Here is an 18,248-nt window from a genome sequence, read left to right as displayed (position 1 = left end):
AAAGATAATTCAAAAATTCTATAAAACAACTAATGCTTCTTAAAGCTGCAAAAAACAAAATTTTGAGTAGTTCCGAAAGGGGTGATGTGATCTTCAGTGATGCAGTTTATTTTTTCAAATCCAGTTTCAAATTTTTCAGACAATGATATTTCGTCGTATTGTTGAATATCCAGTCCGCTGCACTTTGTAGGTCCTTTTTTAGAAAACGTTCCTAAAATCATAAAACCCGTTATATTTTTTTCTGCAATACTTATATATTTTGAAACCTGTTCAGAAGTCGTAAGAAAATGAAAAGCAGCCCTGTCATGCCAGATATCATAGGTTTCTATAGGCTCAAATGCTGTGATATCTGTAGCAATCCATTTGATTTTACTGGCTGAACTTCCCAGTCTTTCCTTTGCTTTTTCCAACGCTTTGGCAGAAATATCCAATACAGTGATGTTTTCATAGCCCTCTTCAATCAGATAATCAACCAAATTGCTATCTCCACCACCAATATCTATGATTTTTGCCTCTTTACCCAATCCAAAAGAACGGATAAGTTCAAGAGAAGTATTAGGTTTTTCCTGAGTCCAGCTTACCTGATCCGGATTCTTGGTTTCATATACATTTTCCCAATGGTTTTTATTTTCGGAAGAGCTTATCATTCTTTTAACTGATTATTGATTTCTTCAAATTTATTAATTAATCCATCAATTTTCGACTGTTGCTTTTTTATTGTTTTTGGTCTCACATAAAACCAATTGATTCCTATCCAGCTAAATGTTAATCCATAAGCCAGTATTCCGTACATAAGTGTCATTCTTGAGGCATATTCGTACATATATAAACAGATTCCCAGAAACAGCATGATGAAATATAAATTGAGCATGGTGGTTTGCATAAACTTCTGTTTATTCTTCACCAGATAAAGGGTTTGAAGATAATCGCTATTGGATTGGGTATCGTCAATCTTATAAAAGAGCATGAATAGTTTATTATAGGCCAATAAGAAAATAACCATTGCAAGAATAACAAGTACAATTCCAACTTTGGTTGTAGCCAGTTGAGGTTGATAATGATACCATATGAAAGCTATGCCTAAAGATGTTGCAATCAGTAAAAGATTGGTTAGGATAAGTTTACGCAGGTTTTCATTCTTGAATTTTTTCAGCTTACCCAGAAGTTCTTCAATATTGGGCTTATTGGAAGTTTGTTTCTTCCATATATTTTTGAAATCTATATTAGTATCCATTTTCTTTAAACTTTTGCGTTAGTTTTTCTTTTATCCTGTGAATCTTTACCCGTATGTTGGATTCCGAAAGTCCTACAATATTTGCTATTTCGGCTTGTTTTACTTCTTCCAGTTCCAGAGAGATGATAATTCTGTCTGTTTCCTGCAGTTCAGAAATAAACTGATAAAGCATTTGTATCTGGGGTTCCATTGACTCCTGTTTTTTCTCTTCCAGATTGATGGGGAGATCTGTTTTAGCAAATCTTTTTTCCTTTTCAATTTGTCGGAGGCAGTTGTTGGAAGCAATCCTGAAGATCCATGTTCCAACACTGGATTCATTTCTGAATTTCGGAAGTTGTTGCCATACAATGATAAAGGTTTCCTGGGCCAGATCCTGAGCTAATTCAGTATCATTTACATATCCCATGCACAAACGGAATATTTTCTGCCAGTAGAGTTCGTATATATCCTCAAATACCATTATTTTGTGGATAAGAAATTATTTAACTGGTTAAAATACCACTCTTTGTCATCATACATAATGAAGTGTAATCCCTTTGTTGAATATTGAAAATTAGCATTTTTAAGATTTTTATACTGAGCTTCAATAGAAGGTTTTAAAGAAACAAAATAGGATTCAAGGAGAATAAGGGAGGGGCATTGAATATTTTTTATTGTTTCTCTAAGGTCTGTATTAGAGAAATCACAGAACATTTTCGCAAACGTTTTTCTGTCAGACTTCATGCTCCAGCCAATCACAGTGTCTTGCATAGAAGTATCTGCCAGAAGACGCGGAATAGACTGATTCTGCATTTTTTTGAATTGCTCATCCGGCATTGCTGTAAAAGTACTAATCATTGCCGAGCAGTCATTATTTTCCTTGGAAGTAAAAGCAGGGTTAGAAATAGCGGCCAGGCAAGGTAAAGTATCTACAATAACAATCTTACCCACAAGTTCCGGATAATCTGCTGCAATGGCCAAAGCAAGGCCACCACCCATACTGTGTCCAATAATAACAGGCTTTTGAATTTTATGATCTTTTATATAAGCTGCAATTCCTTTTTCCCAGTCTTTAAAGGTAGGGTCCGCCTCAGGTTTTGCTCCTGCAAATCCGGCCATCGTTAAAGTATAACAAGTGAAGTCTTTCTCAAACTTAGCCGTCGTTTCATTCCATACCTCTCCTGAAGAGGCAAATCCCGGAATAAATAGTAAAGACTGTTTTCCTTTTCCGGTTTTCTTTACTTCAAACGGATATGTTTTTTCCTGGCCAAAAATATTGCATACAGCAGCAAAAAATAACATGATAATAAGAAGGAACGTGAATTTTTTCATGATTTCTAAGGTTTTAATGTTTATTTGTCTTTTAGAGACGAATCTTTAAAAAATGTTACACTAAGGTTTATTCTTTTTTGATAAAAAATATTTTTACTTCTTAGAAACCCTTATTGTTAGGGCAAAATCACATGATATTTATTTTTGTAAAAATTGATAATTTTTATTTTAAGGGATAAAATGATATAAAAAACGAAGATTATTAATCTAATATTCTTCCATAGAATCTACTGATGTCAAAATAGAATCCCAGGATTTTATATTTGTCTTTTTCAAATTCCTGATAATCACATTTTCCGGTGTGGCTTTGTGCTTTGGTCTCCATTTGAAACCTGTTTAAGAGTACATACTCATCTGTAACGGAAATGACATGAAAACCTGTCTCACATTTCATACCATCACCGGAAGTAAGAATAGCGTTTAATAATCCATGGAAATTTCCGGCAATTTTCTCTGCTGTGGCATCATCATTATTTAAATGATATAAATAAGCAAGATAATTCATGGCTCGCAGATCCAGTGGATTTTCCTCCAAAGTATCAAGAAACAGCTGGATTCCTTTAGATAGGTCTTTTTGCGAAATACTTTCCCCACGATAGTATTTGGCAACCTCTTCAGCTTTCTTGCCAATTTTATACGGCTGATATCCTTTTTGGAAAGTATAACCAAAATAAAGATGGCGGTATTGATTGCTTGTAAGATGGCTATCGTTCTGTTGTAATCTTTTTAAAAGTTTCGGATAATAGTATTCTGAATTTTTATCCTCAATATTTTTTTGGATCAATAAATAATCAGGTGCCTTAAATTCTATTTTTTGGGCATGAAAGAAAGTAAGCAGAATTAAAAAGAATAAAGAGAAAAATGCTTTAATATTCATGGTTTGTATAACGTTGTTACAATTTTTCGACAGGTTAAAAATACGGAATATGTATTAATCAAATAATATTGACTGACTATTTGTAAAAAAAATAATAAAATATTGTCAAAGTGTTACTTTGTGTTAATAAATTTACTAACTTTATTCGGAATTTGAGACACTACCCCCTAGTGTTGGGAGGGTGCCCAATGTGAATAGTAGTTTTTTAATTAAATCCCAAAATATAAATGAGTAGTAGCATCCAAGATGAATTTAAAGTCTTTAAAGACGAATTGAAGAAGTTGAATATCGAAGTACAGAAAGTTGTAAAAGTAGGAAATGGAAGTATGGATTTCCATGAGGTTTTTTACAAATCTCCAAGGTATGAAGAGGTAAAAAGTGTGTATGTCCAACGTCATAATCTGGACAGTATGATAGAAAAATTTAAACAAGCTTATCATTAAAATATAACGAGCGCCGCAGATTTTCTGCGGCGCTCGTTTTTTATATAGCCAGTGGCTTAATCTTTATCTAGTGTTGAGGTTTTTTTTGTGTCTTTCATTCCCATATATACCACAAGAGAAAATAAGATACAACCTGTAATGTACCAATAGAAATATTCTTCAGAGCCAATTTTTTTAAACCAGAGCGCAATATATTCTGCAGTTCCTCCAAACACAGCTACTGTAACAGCGTAAGGAAGTCCTACCCCCAAAGCGCGGATCTCGGATGGGAAAAGTTCTGCCTTTACCACAGCATTGATGGAAGTATAGCCGCTTACAATAATTAATGCAGCCATAATGAGGAAAAATGCACTCCACATTGAGGTTGTAGTACTTAAAGCAGTCAAAAGCGGAACTGTGCATAAAGTTCCCAGAATACCAAAGCCTAAAAGAAGCGGGCGTCTTCCGATTCTATCAGATAATCCTCCAAAAACAGGCTGAAGACAAGCGAATATAAATAAAGATATAAATGAAATTAACGTAGATTCTTCCTTGGTAAGATGAACGGTATTCACCAAAAACTTCTGCATATAAGTGGTGTAGGTGTAAAAGGCAAGAGTACCTCCCAAGGTTAATCCTACAACAGTAAGTAAAGCTCTAGGGTGCTTTAGAAGTTCTTTTACCGTTCCTTTTTTATCATCACTGACTTTTTTCTTGTTCTCAAAGGCTTCTGTCTCATGGAGATTGGCCCGAAGATATAGTGCAATAATAGAAAGCATTGCCCCAATCACAAAAGGAATTCTCCATCCCCAATCTTCCAGCTGCGCTTCAGTTAATAATAATTTTTGTAAAATAAGCTGAATTCCCAACGCAATAAGCTGTCCGCCAATTAATGTTACATATTGAAAACTAGAGTAGAATCCTCTTCTGTCTTGTGTTGCCATTTCACTGAGGTAAGTGGCTGAAACTCCATATTCACCACCTACACTCAATCCCTGAAGTAATCTGGCAAGCAGTAATAATGCCGGAGCCAAAATCCCTATTGATTTATAGGTGGGTGTAAGGGCAATAAGCAACGAGCCAAAAGACATCAACAATACGGAAAGCGTCATCGCTCTTTTTCTTCCAATTTTATCGGCAATACTCCCAAACATCCATCCGCCAATAGGTCTCATAAGAAAACCGACCGCAAATATACCTGCAGTATTCATCAATTGTGCGTTGAGGTCTGAATCCGGAAAAAAAGAGTTAGAAAAATAAATGGCAAAGGCTGCATAGGCATACCAATCATACCATTCTACAAGATTTCCTATGGATCCGCCTATAATGGCTTTAATTCTTTGGCTGGTGGTAATGGAGGATGAATTCATATTTATTATTTTCCTAAAAAGTTCTGTAATAACGGCATCTAAAATACAAATTCTGGAAAAAAATAAACCATTCTGAAAAAGAATGGTTTAATATTATAAGGTTGTAATTTTTAAAATCTATATCCTATGGAAAGCCCGCTTCTGAAACCGGCCCATGGCCCGTCCACTTTTATTTTGGCACCATTAGCATTGGTTTCTACGGTATATTTTACAAATGGAATGTCCAGATCTTCTATTTCTTTTTTGAGCTGCGCCTGCATATCGGGAGTCAAAACGTAGTCGCTGGTCATTGTAAAATCACCTTTTCCACTTCCATAGTGGGCGCCGGCAATCCAGAAATCCAGTACAAGATTTTGGCTCTTGGTAAGAAAGAATTGTACCCCTACCATCAGACCTCCACTGTTTCCATTGGTATTTCCCTGGCCTTTAAGAGGAATTTGATAGGTAACATTCCCAGGACCATTGTAGTCGTAATAAAAATCAAAAGTGTTGGAAGAAACGTCAGAATATCGGTAATAAGGTGCAAAATAAAATCCTTTTCCGTACCCTTTTCCAATGTAAAATCTTGGTTCTATCGTAAAATTGGTGGCTTTTACTTTGAGGTTTTGAAATCTTTTTTCATCATTATCTTTCAAAAAAGCATTGATGAAAGGCACTTTTCCCTCAGGCATTGTTCCAAAGCCTACATTTACCGAAAACCACTGATTGATAGCTCTTTCATAGGTGAGATTAATATTTCGGAACGCATAAGCGGTAACATTGGTCTTAATGATATTCATCTTTTCTGCCGAATTGTTTTCAATTTCCTGTGCACTCACTGTAGAAAACAATAAGATTGGAATCAGCATGATTAATTTTTTCATAGTAATATATTTTGTGATGTTAAAAAATACCATTAAAAGCAAGATGAATTTAACATAATAATTTGAATTTAAATAAAAAATATTTGAATTTTTTTAATGTAAGAAAGAGTAAATGTAATATACACCAGTAATTGATTGTCCTAAAAGTATAATTCTATTTCTGACATGAAAAAAACGATATACACCATATGCTTTCTTTGTGGAACATTCATATTTGCGCAGGAAAAGAAAAATGACTCTACTGATACTTTAGCAACAAAAGAAATTCAGGAGGTTATTTTAAAGTCACAAAGGAAAAAACAGTTTGCGGATAAAGCGGTTTATACTTTTGATAAAGAAGCCTTGGAAAGAGCACGTTATGCGAAAGATTTACTCCGTACCCTTCCTGAATTGCAGCTTGATCCTGTTTCAAATACAATTACCAGTACTAAGGGAGGAACTACATTATTTTTAATCAATGGAGTTGAGACTAGCGACCTACAGGTTCGCAGCGTGGCACCCAGTGAAGTGGTGAAAGTGGAGTATTATGATATTCCGCCGGCAAGATGGGCGACGAGGGCAGATACAGTGATCAATATTTTAACAAGATCTACAGAGACAGGATATGTTTTCGGGGCTGATGTATTTTCTGCTTTAGATACAGGATTTGTTAATGGTTCTGCGTATGCCAATTATACCAAAGGGAAAAATAACTTCGGATTAGAATATTCCCTAAACCTTAGAGATTACAATGACAGACGCGTAAACAGTATTTATGATTATCAGCTGAATGGAAATCATTACCGTTCGGATGAGAGCAGGAAAGATCATTTTGGTTATACTTTTCAGAATGTAGCATTACGGTATACCAGACTTGTTCCGGATGATTATGCTTTTCAGGCAAAATTAAACATGGATATTTTCAGCAGATTTTCAAAAGGGGTTGGGCAAAGTGTTTTCACGGAAGATAATCTTAGTGAATCGCATGCTATGTTTAAAAATAATGGTTCAGATTATGTGATCCCAAAATTGGACTTGTATTATTCTAAAAAGATTGGTGAGAAAGATGAGCTAAGCATTAATGTAGTGGGGTCTCATTACACTACTAATACTTCAGAAACAGCTAAAGAATGGATTATAAGTTCTGGGCTTTCTGTATATGATAATGATATGATGCTGAAAGCAAAGCAAACGAGTATCGTAGGGGAGCTTGCCCATGTTCATGATTTTAAAAGTGGAAAATTATCATCAGGATATCGTATTTCAAGATCTTCTATTTCTAATGATCTTAATAATCTGGCAGGGTATTCTCAATATAGTGTTACTTATCTGGAGCAATATTTTTACACTGAGTTTTCAGGAAAGATAAATCAATTCAGTTACCGTGTGGGGGCAGGGCTTACCAATATTCATAATAAGAGTGCTGAAAATGTTTTTGATGAATGGAGCTTTACTCCCAAAGTTGTTTTAGGATATCAGTTGAAAAATAATCAAAGCATTCGTTTTACGGGAAGCTACAGTCCGGTAAGTCCGGTAAGTAATGCGTTGAGCAGTAATGTGGTACAATTGGCTCCTAATATTGTACAAAGAGGAAATCCTTTTCTAAAATCGCAACAGGTCTTTTCCAATAATCTGACTTATTCTTTTAATAATAAATATTTTGATTTCAATGCTGCTTTATTTTATCGCTATACAGATCGGGTGATCAACCAATATTATGTTCAGGATAATGAATTGGGAGGTTATGCATTGACTTATGAGAATGGAAAAAACGGGCAAAGATATGGAGTACAGCTTACAGGATCTTATAAGCCTTTTGGAAGTAGCCTGCTTGTCATAAAAGCAGTATTAGTCCCCACTTCTGAAACGGTAAGAACAAGTAAGGGAGCATTAATCAAGAATAATTATCTGGGGAATTATTTTGTGTTGTCTTCAGAATATAAGGCTTTTTCTCTTCAGTATCAATTCAATATTCCAACCTATAACCTTAGTGGAGCTTTTCTCAATACCAATGAGAATCAGAATAATATTTTCGTAAGCTATAAGCATAAAAACTGGACGCTTTCCACCGGAATGTACTGGATGGGAACACCATCCGAATATAAAACGAAGAGTTTACCGGAAAGCTTGGTAGATTATAAGGTTCATACTCAAATCATGAATAATAAATCAATGTTTGTATTGGGGATAAGCTATGATTTTTCAAAAGGAAAGAAAACTGAAATTCAGAGAAAACTAAATAATGAAACAGCACCGGCTGCTACTTTTTAAATCAATAGATTCCATAATAGAAAAATCCTCGTTCATTACGTTTGAACGAGGATTTTTTTATTGTTACTTCTTAATGAATTTTGTATTCTTCTTTGCTTCAGAATCTTTTCCACTAACTTCAATGAAATAGGAAGCCGGAGGAAGATCTGAAACCGAAATATTTCCGGATTTTATATCTGATGTCTTGATAAGTTTACCATCCAGACTATAAATTTTTGCTGTAGAATAATTTTCAGTATTTCCTTTAAACCCTATAAAATCCTGTGCAGGATTAGGGTATACGATTAAGTTTTGCTTTTTAATCACATTGTTTACCGCCAGAAACGTCTCACTCAATGCCTGTGCGCTTGAAGTAGATTGGTTGATTCCTAATATTGTAACGGTGATATTCCCATTGGTAGAACTTAATAGCGGGTATCTGTGGGTTGCATCATAATAAGAATACGCTGTATTGGTTACAGTTCCTATGGGGTTGGAATAGGTTAGATCTATTGGCGAATATAAATTAAAATTCTGCGTAAATTTTACTCTCAGAACATTATTATAAGTGTGTCCTCCTACCATTAATGTTCCATAAGCATCAGCTACGGTATTTAATGTACCACTGAATAGTCCGTTGGCAACAGATGAAGAAAATGTTCCTTTAGCGGTATCATTTTGTGGAGTATTATAAGTTGTAGGATAGGTAATATAAGTTCCGTTATCCAGAGTAAAATTCAAAGTGGCTTGAGGATTTACAATTCCTGTAATTTCAAGTTTCGTGGATGATGCTTTATAAAATATTGTTGTTGCACCATCTATCATTTTAATATTTGATCCCGGAAATGTAGTGATTTCAGAAGCAATAGGAGCTAGGTAGCTGGTTTGAGAAGGAGTTCCCATGATAAGGCTACTGTTTGAAAATGTAGCATTGGGTCCTGTGGCGGAGTTATCTACGGTTCCCGTTATAAGATTGTTGTTAACTACATTACTGATGATAGGATCGTGAGAGGCTTTAGTAAGTGTAATCTGTGCCGAAAGAACAGCTGATGTTCCCAGTAAAAAGAGTATAGATTTTTCATGTCAATTTTTTATTAAATATAGTTAAAAACAGTTATTATGTTTTAGTATAATTTATTTTTAATGAAATGTCTAAAAAAATAGCCATCCGAAGTTATCGGACGGCTGTTCTGTGCATTAAATATATAAGTTTAGTTGCTCATGATCATGTTTCGGTAAGCATGAATGTCTTCAATGGTAACGACGCTCATTCCTTTTTTGATGGCGAAATCCACGATTTCCGGAAGTCTTGCCATGGAGCCGTCTTCATTGGTTAGCTCACAAAGTACGGCATCATCGCCAAGATTCGCCATTTTTACAAGGTCTACACTGCCTTCCGTATGGCCACGTCTTTCAAAGACTCCGCCTTTTTTGGCGATCAAAGGAAAAACATGTCCAGGGCTGGCAATATGTTCTGCCTGAGCATTGGCTGCTATTGCTGTTCTGATTGTAGTTACACGGTCTTTCGCTGAAACACCGGATTCTACTCCTTCTTTAGCTTCGATCGTAATGGTAAATGCTGTTTGATTTTTTGAATTGTTGTTTTCCACCATTGGACGCAGGTTGAGGTGTTTACTTTTTTCCTCGGAAATGCATAAACAAACAATACCGCTGCATTCGCGGATCAAAAGTGCCATGTCCTGTTCTGTAATAGTGGATGCGGGAAAGATGATATCGCCTTCGTTTTCACGGTTTTCATCATCTACTAAAAGAATGCCTTTTCCCTGTTGTAATGTTGAAAGTGCTTTTTCTACACGTTCTTTGGAGGTAGCTCCGAATTGTTCTAATAATTTTTCCATGTTATTTTACTTTTAAAAGTTAAAATAGTCTTCGGTACATGGAAATGAAATACGTCACAACAAGAATCCGTAAGGACTCTTACTGTTCGTTTCATTTTCTTCTCCCATCCAGACTTTAACTGTCGGTTTTGGAATTTCACCAAATCAGTCCTTTCAAAAGAAAGGAGTCGCGGACTGTAACCGCCGGTAGGGAATTTCACCCTGCCCCGAAGAAAACTTATACTAAGTTTTGCTGTATGTTTTAATTTAAATTTTTTTATTTCATTGAATAAATTTAATGCACAGGCCGCTAATTTCGGGAAGTTTTTTGAAATGAAGAAGATTCTTTGATTTTTTTTATCAATGAATATAAAAAACCTCTGCTATTGGTTTGTATTCAATCAATAGCAGAGGTTTATAATTTTGTAAAAGGGATTACTCTATTTTATTTAATTTGTTTTAATTGCTCGTCATAAAGTCCTACTAATAAACTGTTTCCATTTTTATCAGTTCTTATTCCTCCATAAGCTGCTTTTTCATATTTTTGGGCATGTCCCTCCTGAAAAAAGAAAGATTCTGCACCAATATTTATGCTCCATTGGTTGGGTGAAGTATATTTGATCAAATGCTCTCCTGCTTTCAGGGGTGTTGGATCTTTTTGAAACCTTACAGCCTGGGCAATTCCTTTTGTGTCAAGCGTTACAACACAATAGCCGCGTCTGGGAATTTTTTCTGCGTCTATATTTCTTGAAATGTCATATCTCAGACTCATATAGTCGCCCTGCATTAATGAGCGGGGATCAACAGGAGCCAGTTTTAATAAAACGGGTTGTCCATCCTTTAGTAAAGTCTCTTTTTCTGCTACTGAATAGTTGAAGTATACCAGCAACAGGACCAGATTTAAGAGTATGATAATCCATTTATATTTTTTCATCTGTTGTCAGTTTTTTATGGGTGAAGAAATAAATGATCAGAAAAATAACTCCGGAGATGAATAGGAGTATCGACTTGGTTAGCAATGTAAAATGAAGGTCATAGTAAAACTTTCCAAGAAAGTAGACCAAGGCAATAATGGCTAATGCAAATCCGGTTCTGTAATTAACAAAAAAGCTTAATAAAATAATAAGGATAGCTCCTGATATAGTAGGTGTTAATAAGGTTGGTGATAGAAGTAAAATAGTAAGAACATAAATAATACTCTTGTGAGTTGTATTGGTAATATGTAATGTTTTGAATAAAAGAGTTACCACATAAAGGATAGCCATAACGATAACAAGCGAAGAGATACAGTTGTAAACAACGGGCGCGGGAACAAGAGATTCTAAACTCAGAAATGCAAGTGTAGACAGGAATGAAAATACCATTCCTGTCCTAACCGGATCATACAATTTGGAGAACGTTCTGTTCTTTGTTATGATTTTTGCTTCCTGTAAAAACAGAAAAGTAGTGGCAATGGCTTGTAATGCGATAATAATATAAGACAGGCTATATATGTTATTGTCTGCCGCAAATGCTATAATACATCCGTTAATAATCAATACTGAAATAAAGGAAAGGATATAGCTCTGTACCAAAAATAATGTACATAATGCTAAGGTTATAAATACAATATAGATGATGTTTTCATCTTTGGAAAGGCCAAAGCCAAGAAGAGCGAACCCTGTAACAAAAAAGGAGACACTCAAAGTATCCATGATTGTTTTTTTTGATAACCTGCTGATAAAGGCGGATCCTGTAATACAGATAACTCCAAGTAGGGTAAGTCCTATTTGAGAATCGAAGATTTGGGCAATAAAAATAAAGCCCAAAAATGCAAGACAGGCCATTATTCCTCCGAAAATAGATAGTATTTTGACGGATAATGACTGGTGGTCAGTGTTTTTCTCCTGATAAGCCGCAATGATGGCTTCTTCATCAAAATGAATTTCTTTACTGCTTGCAGCACGGAGATCATCCAGTAAACTTTTAATATTTTCTTTATTTCTCATTTTTCCATTTTTTTTGAAGGTCCATCAGATTTTTAATAATGAAAGTAATACTCACAATTACAAAAAGGCAAACCAATAGAAATACAAATTCATTATCTGCTATACGGAAGAGTAGGGAGCAGATAATAATGACAATGCTAAGTGGAATGATGGCAAAATAAAAGCTGTTTTTGGTTTTAAAACCATACCAGATTCCCAAGGCATATACGCCAGCACTCAGTAAGCATAAAAGATATAATGACATTTCATTTCTATCCATAATTCCTACGGAGATTCCGAAAGTGGATATACTGACGACGGCCAGAGACAGAATGTTAGTAAACCAATTGGGAACGCTGATTGTTTTTTTATAGTAAGAAATAAGAAGAGAGCCAATCAAAATGATTGTATTCAGTAGGAAAAGTAAGAGATTGATATCCATGGTATCCCAGTCTTTTGCTACTTGTTGTGAATATAAAACCAGAGTGGTATTAATTAAAGCCACATAAAGAAGCCATAAAGGAGCAAAATCTGATATGAGTACCCAAAGCGTTATAAAAATAGTCCATGCCAGAAAGAAATCATAAGCATTGGCTCCGGTTTGATAGATCTGTCCGAATACTGCAAATAAAACCCCCACGAGGGCTGATGCTCCGGTGAGAATAATATTCCGGATGTTGATATTAATTTTGGGTAGTAAAACCAGTCCGGTTGTTGCAATTACTAGTGCTTCCGTTAATCCTAACTTTGCAAATTTTGGTAACTCTGCCCAGTTATAGGCAAAGAAGAAAATAATTCCGGATACTGTAAAGCCAATTCCAAGACTGATAAGAAAAAACCGAAGAAATTTCTGCCAGGCATCTTTACTGCTGTAAACATTGTTGGTAAGAATTTCGGTGATATCTTTTTCGCTCAGGTTGCTGTGTCGGTTAAGGATTTGTATGTCTTCTCTTTGTATGTTCTTCATTTAAGTTTTTTTTAATAGTCATAATATTGAGGATGCTAAAATCATTCCCTCAATATAAAAGCTCCATTCAATATTGTATTTTTAAAGAAACTAATTTACAAAAGCCTACAGAGAGTGAAAGTATTTCTTTTGGAATCATTTTTCGTTTAAATTTTATAGGGCAGTATTTCTAAATTAGTATGAATTGAAATGATAAAAGGGTTGAAGCAGAGAACGTGATCTGTTTTTTATTGAACTTTGAATAGCTTAATGGTATAATCAAGTAATTTTTTATCTCCATAATCGCCGTGTCCCGGAATTACAATTTTTACATTGGGATACTCTTTTTTTACTTTTTCAACAGTATTGGACCATGCTGAAACATTGGCATCTCCTAAATATCCCTTGCCGGCTTCTAATTCCTTTAGCAAACATCCTCCAAACAAAATATTTTCGCTTGGAAAGTAACCAATAGTATTATCCCTTGTGTGTCCTTCTCCGAAAAACTTTGCAATCACTTCTTCATTACCTACTTTTAAAGTTATGAAATTATTAAAGCTGTTTTTGGGAACTACAAAATTATTTTTCTTCCCAAGTTCAATGGTTTTTGAATAGGAATAGGAGGGGATGTTATGATTGTGAAATGCCTGTAGCCCGCCCATGCTGTCATCATGAAAATGAGTTGGAATAACAGCATTGATCTTAGAGTGAAGCGTTTTGGTAATCCATTGTATCAGTTCTTCAGAATCTTTGTCATGAGTTGGAGTGTCAAAAACAATTGTTTCGTCGTTGTTTTTAACAATGAGGCCATTGCAGGGAACATTTCCGAAGTCATTGGTTTGTTTAAAAGAAGTGTGGATAAACGAGTTTTCAGAAATTTGGGTAATAATTAAATTTTCGGATTTATAAATTTCCTTTGCTTTGAAGTTCTCGGAATGCTGAGAACTACAACTGAAGATCATAAAAGAAAATAAAATGATGAATATATGCTTCATGGGGAATCTCATTGGTTTTTATTTTTTATAATCATCATAATGATGGATTTTCTGTAGAGTAAATTACTAAATTTCAAGAAGTAATTATCGTGATAAAAAAGTTATTCACATAATTTATCCACAAATTAAAAATAAGTGTGGATAATTTATGTGAGTTAATTATTTTAATTTAAAATATTAATTATCAATTTATTAATATTTATTTAGAATGGCTTTTAAAAAGTTATCCACATTTTATTATTAATGAAATAGAAGATGTGAAAAAGTTATCCACACGATATTTTACTTCATAAACAGTCTGGTTAAATAAAACCAGATACTTATTTTTTATTAAAGACCAGAATTAAGAATTCTATTCTTAGAAGTTATTGCAATGAAATTTCCAAGGCTATCCGTAGACCGATATTTGATATTCTCCTGAATAAGATTAAGTTCGATGGTTGTGGTTATCATGGTTAATATTAATCAATCAGTCTTCAATGGCTTCAATACCTTGTTTTTTAAGTTCCTCAAGATGATCTTTCATTACTTTTAGTTGCTCCGGAGAGTGTCCCTGCCATTCTTTAACTTCTCCGATAATCTTGAAAGGATGTTGTGAACGGTAGGATTTTGTTGGATTGCCTGGAAATTTTTTATCTGTTAAATTAGGATCATCTTCAATTGAACCTGTGGGTTCTACTATATAAATTCTTTCTTTCCCCTCTCCCTGCGACAGTTCCGCGCCCCATGTTGCCGCTTCCAATGTTGCGGTAAGATAAATATATTTTGCTTTCCTCTGCGTTCCGTAATTAGAACTGAAGCCTACTTCGATGTGGTCGCCAATCTTGAGATCTGCCTTGGTACCGTGGTAATAGACGGTAGTTTCTTCAGAAGTTGTATTCATTGTTTTAAAATTTGGATCAATAGAAAATATTGAAAATGGTAAAGAGAATTTTTATTTCTGATCCTTATAAATATTCCAGAAATTATAATCTGTCATGGGTGCATCCGTTATCCCTACGTTTCTCCCCATCGTTACAATCTGTCCTCTATGATAGGTGCCATGAAGAATGACATGCTGGATGTATTCATACTTGGAAAAATCACACTGAAACCATTGAGATTCTATCTTTACATTTTTTGTAAGATCTTCCTCAGACAAGTTTTCCACATAATCTACTAGCTTTTGTGAATTACTTTTGATATTTCTAAAAATCTCTTCCTTACCGGTTTCAGCAGTTGTTTTGGCGAAATCAAAGTCATTGTTTTCAGCAATATGGCTCCACCAGTATTCCTGTGTCTGCCAAATATGATGCAGGGTTTTTAAAATAGTAGGAAAGCTTGAAATTACTTCCTGATTGAGTTGTTCATCAGATTTTGTGGATAACCAGTCGATGTATTTATTGACTACCCAATTATTGTACTGAACGGTTTTGTTGATTAATGTTTTTAAGCTCATTGTATTGCGATGGTGTTGGTTTCAAATAAATTTAAAGTCCAAAATGACGATCCTGACCTCTATTTTCAGGATTGATAAGGGCCTTATTGCTGTAGGTTGCCGCTTCAAATTCACTAATATTTACAGACAAAAAAGAAATATCCGGCAATAATTCTGTGAGACGGATGCTGATCTGTCTTGATAGATTGGCCTTTTGCGCTGTACTTCGCCCTTCCATAATATACCCGAAGACATGTATGAAGTTTTTCTTTTGGTCACCCAAACGGTAATATGGGTAAGGTTGCAGCCTTACTTTAATATCATTGATGGCAAATAAACCTGTGGAATCAGCAACTTTATATACAGCATCCATAATTTCTTCAGGAGTATTTTGCAGGAGAATATCCTGTGAACAATCTATGATAAAATGAGGCATGGCAGTTAATTTTAATTGGTTTGTCGTTGGATATCATTGTATTGCCAAAGAACATTGACAATTTTCCATGTATCATTTAGTTTGGCAAGATGTATGTAATCAATCCATTCATCTGCAATTAATTTGATTGATGCTGTTTTCTCAGAAACATCCAGAAATTTTACGTCTTTTTTCGGAGAAGCAGGAAATTTATCCTTGTTTTTATTATAGCTTTCTGCGAGTAAAATCATGGATTCTGCATTGGTTTCGCGGAGATAATCTTTACCTGTGGCTTTATCTTTCCAGAAAGTTCTTTTTACCATTCTGGGGTGTAAAGCACGTTCCATTCTGGATGCGTTGGGAGTGTGCTGTGATTCAATATAATCCAGTGCTGCCTGTTTTATAGCCAATGAATCCTGTCGGGACTGGCCCGAAACAAGCTGGTTTATTGAACAGAGCAGAATAGAAATGAAAAAATACTTCATATACAATTTATTAATGATGATCTGTGCTTCCAATGATTTGACTATGGGTAAGATAGGCAATTGGAATACTGTCGAAATTAATAAAAAAGACAATACAAAAAACAACAATTTTCAGCTGATGTTTTTTTGTATTGTTTGAATATTGGTTTTACTTCCCAGATTTCTTAATACTATAAGTAGGTTTCATTTTATTAGACATGTCAAGAACAATGTCGTAAATCCCACTTTCTTCTATTGGAAAATCATAGGCATCAAGAGCAATGCTTTTACCATCGTTATTTAAACCCAAATTGTATCCCCAATTATTATTTTGTCTGAATTTTAATCCACCTTTATTTAGCGTATAGTTTTTGAGAAAATAGATATCAGGATTTTTGGGATCATTCTGCAATGGAATGTCATTTTCGCCCCATCCGGCAGGCGTTGCATTTCCGATAATTCCCCAACGAATATTTACCATTTCTCTTTTCCCCGTTTTTACGCTACCATCTCGAAATTGAACAGTAAGTAAATTTATTTTTCCGGTTTCATCTGGCTTGAATGTAAAAGTCATCTTGTCATTCAATTGAAATAAAGTATTGCTAATAGGTAATAATGAACACCTTGGATAATTTTTTTCCTTTAAGATAACCAGTCCGTCTACAACAGTTACATTGAAATAGGTATCTTCAGCAGCATATATTCCTTCAAGTTTTTTTAAGTCCTGTGGTTTTACCTTAGCTGCTATCGTAGTGTAAGGTTTATTGTACAATATGCTTTCTATCTTTGGGATAATGGCATCCGTATGGGATAACTCTGAATTTGACATTACAATAACGCAAATGTCATCTTCTAAAACCCTGTAATATCTGCTTCGGTAACCAGGTCCGCCACCATCATGTCCGGCTTTCTTTTTATCAAATATAGGAGAGCTGTCAGTTCCCAGTCCATAATGATCATTAAGGTAAGGGGTAAACATTTTTTCAACGGTTTCTTTTTTCAGAATCTTATAGTTTTTAAGACTTTCATTGAATTTGAAAAGATCTTCAACAGTAGAATACATTGCTCCAGCAGCAAAAGGGTGATCGGTTTTAAAACGAAGGGCTTCGTTGGAAGTGTTATCTGATAAAAATTCATATCCTAGAGCCTTGTTTTCATCGGTGACAGTATTAAAGTGGAAACCACTGTTGTTCATCTGTAAAGGTTTAAGGATGTAGCTTTCTATCGCTTTATCATACTCTAAACCTGTTACTTTTTTTATGATATATCCAAGAATATAATATCCGGAATTAGAGTAGCTCCATTTTGTCCCTGGCGAAAAATCCAATGGTTTTGCAGTGATGTACTTTATGAATGTCGCTTCATCTACCGTGTTGTCAGTATTTTCGTCGCTGGGAATTCCTGCTGTATGAGAAAGTAAGTTGGCAACGGTAATACTATCTCCTTTTGGAAAGTCCGGATAATATTTGGATAGCTTATCATTTATAGAGAGTTTTCCCTGTTCTTCCAGCAGGAGAATAACAGTTGCTGTAAACATTTTTGTAGTAGAATAGATCCGATAAAGACTATTGTTGGTATTCTTTTCTTTTTTAGGTCCATTTCTGTACCCATAACTTTTTTCGAAAATAATTTTTCCTTTTTCAGCAATAAGAACAGAACCGCTGAATTGTCCTGTTTTATCATAATTCGCTAATAATTGTTCCAATTGCCTGGTTCTCTGTGATAAAAAGGGATTAACAGCCAATAATAAAATAAGGCAGGTTAAAATAGATTTCATGTATTTTTTTAAGTAAGACAATTGTACATGAAATAGTATTACAGATTGTTTTCAAAAAATATTGAATGATGTTTCCTGTTTATTGATGATGAGTTTTTTTCTTTTTTATTGTTTATTGAGATG

Annotated in this window: 21 protein-coding genes and 1 riboswitch; of the genes, 2 read left to right on the top strand and 19 right to left on the bottom strand. The window is 34.6% G+C overall.

The features are described from left to right. Positions 1-29: 29 nt before the first annotated feature. The 5 genes from C1638_RS14765 to C1638_RS14745 all read right to left on the bottom strand — a co-directional run bounded on the left by C1638_RS14765 (position 30) and on the right by C1638_RS14745 (position 3,422). Complete coding sequence (locus C1638_RS14765; RefSeq protein WP_109622200.1) at positions 30-647, bottom strand: class I SAM-dependent methyltransferase; 618 nt, start codon at positions 645-647, stop codon at positions 30-32. Continuing rightward, positions 644-1,234 carry a hypothetical protein gene (locus tag C1638_RS14760; RefSeq protein ID WP_109622198.1) on the bottom strand — a complete coding sequence of 197 codons (591 nt, stop codon included), beginning with the start codon at positions 1,232-1,234 and terminating at the stop codon, positions 644-646. The genes C1638_RS14765 and C1638_RS14760 overlap by 4 nt, the downstream gene beginning before the upstream one ends. Continuing rightward, positions 1,224-1,694, bottom strand: coding sequence for an RNA polymerase sigma factor (locus C1638_RS14755; RefSeq protein WP_109622196.1), 471 nt, complete (start codon positions 1,692-1,694; stop codon positions 1,224-1,226). Before C1638_RS14755 ends, C1638_RS14760 begins: the two co-directional genes overlap by 11 nt. Beyond that, positions 1,694-2,545: an alpha/beta fold hydrolase gene (locus C1638_RS14750; protein ID WP_109622194.1), complete on the bottom strand. Its 852-nt coding sequence runs from the start codon at positions 2,543-2,545 to the stop codon at positions 1,694-1,696. The genes C1638_RS14755 and C1638_RS14750 overlap by 1 nt, the downstream gene beginning before the upstream one ends. 202 nt (positions 2,546-2,747) lie before the next feature. After that, entirely contained in the window at positions 2,748-3,422 is a 675-nt protein-coding gene (locus C1638_RS14745; RefSeq protein ID WP_109622192.1) for a DUF4919 domain-containing protein, read from the bottom strand. A 227-nt stretch (positions 3,423-3,649) separates the two neighbouring features. Between C1638_RS14745 and C1638_RS14740 the strand changes: the two genes are divergently transcribed. After that, positions 3,650-3,865, top strand: coding sequence for a hypothetical protein (locus C1638_RS14740; RefSeq protein WP_047494121.1), 216 nt, complete (start codon positions 3,650-3,652; stop codon positions 3,863-3,865). A gap of 56 nt (positions 3,866-3,921) precedes the next feature. On the opposite strand, the gene C1638_RS14735 is transcribed toward C1638_RS14740, so the two are convergent. Then, positions 3,922-5,214, bottom strand: a complete 1,293-nt coding sequence (locus C1638_RS14735) for an MFS transporter (RefSeq protein WP_109622191.1) — start codon at positions 5,212-5,214, stop codon at positions 3,922-3,924. A 110-nt stretch (positions 5,215-5,324) separates the two neighbouring features. After that, positions 5,325-6,077: a DUF3575 domain-containing protein gene (locus C1638_RS14730; RefSeq protein ID WP_109622189.1), complete on the bottom strand. Its 753-nt coding sequence runs from the start codon at positions 6,075-6,077 to the stop codon at positions 5,325-5,327. A gap of 165 nt (positions 6,078-6,242) precedes the next feature. Here C1638_RS14730 and C1638_RS14725 point away from each other — a divergent pair, with 165 nt between their 5' ends. Further along, on the top strand, positions 6,243-8,327 hold the full coding sequence (locus C1638_RS14725) for a TonB-dependent receptor domain-containing protein (RefSeq protein ID WP_109622186.1): 2,085 nt from the start codon (positions 6,243-6,245) through the stop codon (positions 8,325-8,327). Positions 8,328-8,390: 63 nt separating this feature from the next. On the opposite strand, the gene C1638_RS14720 is transcribed toward C1638_RS14725, so the two are convergent. The 12 genes from C1638_RS14720 to C1638_RS14670 form a co-directional block, all read right to left on the bottom strand. Then, on the bottom strand, positions 8,391-9,209 hold the full coding sequence (locus C1638_RS14720) for a T9SS type A sorting domain-containing protein (RefSeq protein WP_228428170.1): 819 nt from the start codon (positions 9,207-9,209) through the stop codon (positions 8,391-8,393). A 308-nt stretch (positions 9,210-9,517) separates the two neighbouring features. Further along, positions 9,518-10,165, bottom strand: coding sequence for a 3,4-dihydroxy-2-butanone-4-phosphate synthase (gene ribB, locus C1638_RS14715; RefSeq protein ID WP_109622182.1), 648 nt, complete (start codon positions 10,163-10,165; stop codon positions 9,518-9,520). A 92-nt stretch (positions 10,166-10,257) separates the two neighbouring features. Beyond that, a riboswitch (FMN riboswitch) is annotated at positions 10,258-10,383 on the bottom strand. A gap of 206 nt (positions 10,384-10,589) precedes the next feature. Continuing rightward, positions 10,590-11,078, bottom strand: a complete 489-nt coding sequence (locus C1638_RS14710) for a GDYXXLXY domain-containing protein (RefSeq protein WP_109622180.1) — start codon at positions 11,076-11,078, stop codon at positions 10,590-10,592. Beyond that, positions 11,065-12,132 carry a DUF4401 domain-containing protein gene (locus C1638_RS14705; protein ID WP_109622178.1) on the bottom strand — a complete coding sequence of 356 codons (1,068 nt, stop codon included), beginning with the start codon at positions 12,130-12,132 and terminating at the stop codon, positions 11,065-11,067. The genes C1638_RS14710 and C1638_RS14705 overlap by 14 nt, the downstream gene beginning before the upstream one ends. Beyond that, positions 12,122-13,078: a DUF2157 domain-containing protein gene (locus tag C1638_RS14700; RefSeq protein ID WP_109622176.1), complete on the bottom strand. Its 957-nt coding sequence runs from the start codon at positions 13,076-13,078 to the stop codon at positions 12,122-12,124. Before C1638_RS14700 ends, C1638_RS14705 begins: the two co-directional genes overlap by 11 nt. 227 nt (positions 13,079-13,305) lie before the next feature. Next, entirely contained in the window at positions 13,306-14,052 is a 747-nt protein-coding gene (blaCHM, locus tag C1638_RS14695; RefSeq protein WP_109622173.1) for a CHM family subclass B1 metallo-beta-lactamase, read from the bottom strand. A 330-nt stretch (positions 14,053-14,382) separates the two neighbouring features. Further along, entirely contained in the window at positions 14,383-14,505 is a 123-nt protein-coding gene (locus C1638_RS22700) for a hypothetical protein (protein WP_262509808.1), read from the bottom strand. Positions 14,506-14,521: 16 nt separating this feature from the next. Continuing rightward, a complete protein-coding gene (arr, locus tag C1638_RS14690) occupies positions 14,522-14,935 on the bottom strand; it encodes an NAD(+)--rifampin ADP-ribosyltransferase (RefSeq protein WP_109622172.1) in 414 nt (137 codons plus the stop codon). Between the two features lie 51 nt (positions 14,936-14,986). Next, the gene (locus C1638_RS14685; protein ID WP_109622170.1) at positions 14,987-15,490 is read right to left on the bottom strand and encodes a DinB family protein; all 504 of its coding nucleotides are present in this window, start codon (positions 15,488-15,490) and stop codon (positions 14,987-14,989) included. Between the two features lie 31 nt (positions 15,491-15,521). After that, positions 15,522-15,905, bottom strand: a complete 384-nt coding sequence (locus C1638_RS14680) for a 5-carboxymethyl-2-hydroxymuconate Delta-isomerase (protein WP_109622168.1) — start codon at positions 15,903-15,905, stop codon at positions 15,522-15,524. Positions 15,906-15,916: 11 nt separating this feature from the next. After that, the gene (locus C1638_RS14675; protein WP_109622166.1) at positions 15,917-16,369 is read right to left on the bottom strand and encodes a nuclear transport factor 2 family protein; all 453 of its coding nucleotides are present in this window, start codon (positions 16,367-16,369) and stop codon (positions 15,917-15,919) included. Between the two features lie 148 nt (positions 16,370-16,517). Further along, positions 16,518-18,125, bottom strand: a complete 1,608-nt coding sequence (locus C1638_RS14670) for a serine hydrolase (protein WP_109622164.1) — start codon at positions 18,123-18,125, stop codon at positions 16,518-16,520. Positions 18,126-18,248: the final 123 nt, after the last annotated feature.

Source organism: Chryseobacterium oncorhynchi (genome assembly GCF_002899895.1).
Taxonomy (GTDB): Bacteria; Bacteroidota; Bacteroidia; order Flavobacteriales; family Weeksellaceae; genus Chryseobacterium; species Chryseobacterium oncorhynchi.
This window is presented reverse-complemented; position numbering and strand designations above follow the sequence as displayed.

What these genes read in the sequence shown, in the direction of transcription:
- C1638_RS14685 (WP_109622170.1), bottom strand. Translation starts at nt 15,490, where the DNA reads ATGAGCTTAAAAACATTAATCAACAAAACCGTTCAGTACAATAATTGG.
- C1638_RS14735 (WP_109622191.1), bottom strand. Translation starts at nt 5,214, where the DNA reads ATGAATTCATCCTCCATTACCACCAGCCAAAGAATTAAAGCCATTATA.
- C1638_RS14680 (WP_109622168.1), bottom strand. Translation starts at nt 15,905, where the DNA reads ATGCCTCATTTTATCATAGATTGTTCACAGGATATTCTCCTGCAAAAT.
- ribB (WP_109622182.1), bottom strand. Translation starts at nt 10,165, where the DNA reads ATGGAAAAATTATTAGAACAATTCGGAGCTACCTCCAAAGAACGTGTA.
- C1638_RS14745 (WP_109622192.1), bottom strand. Translation starts at nt 3,422, where the DNA reads ATGAATATTAAAGCATTTTTCTCTTTATTCTTTTTAATTCTGCTTACT.
- C1638_RS14725 (WP_109622186.1), top strand. Translation starts at nt 6,243, where the DNA reads ATGAAAAAAACGATATACACCATATGCTTTCTTTGTGGAACATTCATA.
- C1638_RS14700 (WP_109622176.1), bottom strand. Translation starts at nt 13,078, where the DNA reads ATGAAGAACATACAAAGAGAAGACATACAAATCCTTAACCGACACAGC.
- arr (WP_109622172.1), bottom strand. Translation starts at nt 14,935, where the DNA reads ATGAATACAACTTCTGAAGAAACTACCGTCTATTACCACGGTACCAAG.
- C1638_RS14740 (WP_047494121.1), top strand. Translation starts at nt 3,650, where the DNA reads ATGAGTAGTAGCATCCAAGATGAATTTAAAGTCTTTAAAGACGAATTG.
- C1638_RS14720 (WP_228428170.1), bottom strand. Translation starts at nt 9,209, where the DNA reads ATGGGAACTCCTTCTCAAACCAGCTACCTAGCTCCTATTGCTTCTGAA.
- C1638_RS14675 (WP_109622166.1), bottom strand. Translation starts at nt 16,369, where the DNA reads ATGAAGTATTTTTTCATTTCTATTCTGCTCTGTTCAATAAACCAGCTT.
- C1638_RS14670 (WP_109622164.1), bottom strand. Translation starts at nt 18,125, where the DNA reads ATGAAATCTATTTTAACCTGCCTTATTTTATTATTGGCTGTTAATCCC.
- C1638_RS14755 (WP_109622196.1), bottom strand. Translation starts at nt 1,694, where the DNA reads ATGGTATTTGAGGATATATACGAACTCTACTGGCAGAAAATATTCCGT.
- C1638_RS22700 (WP_262509808.1), bottom strand. Translation starts at nt 14,505, where the DNA reads ATGATAACCACAACCATCGAACTTAATCTTATTCAGGAGAATATCAAA.
- C1638_RS14765 (WP_109622200.1), bottom strand. Translation starts at nt 647, where the DNA reads ATGATAAGCTCTTCCGAAAATAAAAACCATTGGGAAAATGTATATGAA.
- C1638_RS14705 (WP_109622178.1), bottom strand. Translation starts at nt 12,132, where the DNA reads ATGAGAAATAAAGAAAATATTAAAAGTTTACTGGATGATCTCCGTGCT.
- blaCHM (WP_109622173.1), bottom strand. Translation starts at nt 14,052, where the DNA reads ATGAAGCATATATTCATCATTTTATTTTCTTTTATGATCTTCAGTTGT.
- C1638_RS14750 (WP_109622194.1), bottom strand. Translation starts at nt 2,545, where the DNA reads ATGAAAAAATTCACGTTCCTTCTTATTATCATGTTATTTTTTGCTGCT.
- C1638_RS14760 (WP_109622198.1), bottom strand. Translation starts at nt 1,234, where the DNA reads ATGGATACTAATATAGATTTCAAAAATATATGGAAGAAACAAACTTCC.
- C1638_RS14710 (WP_109622180.1), bottom strand. Translation starts at nt 11,078, where the DNA reads ATGAAAAAATATAAATGGATTATCATACTCTTAAATCTGGTCCTGTTG.
- C1638_RS14730 (WP_109622189.1), bottom strand. Translation starts at nt 6,077, where the DNA reads ATGAAAAAATTAATCATGCTGATTCCAATCTTATTGTTTTCTACAGTG.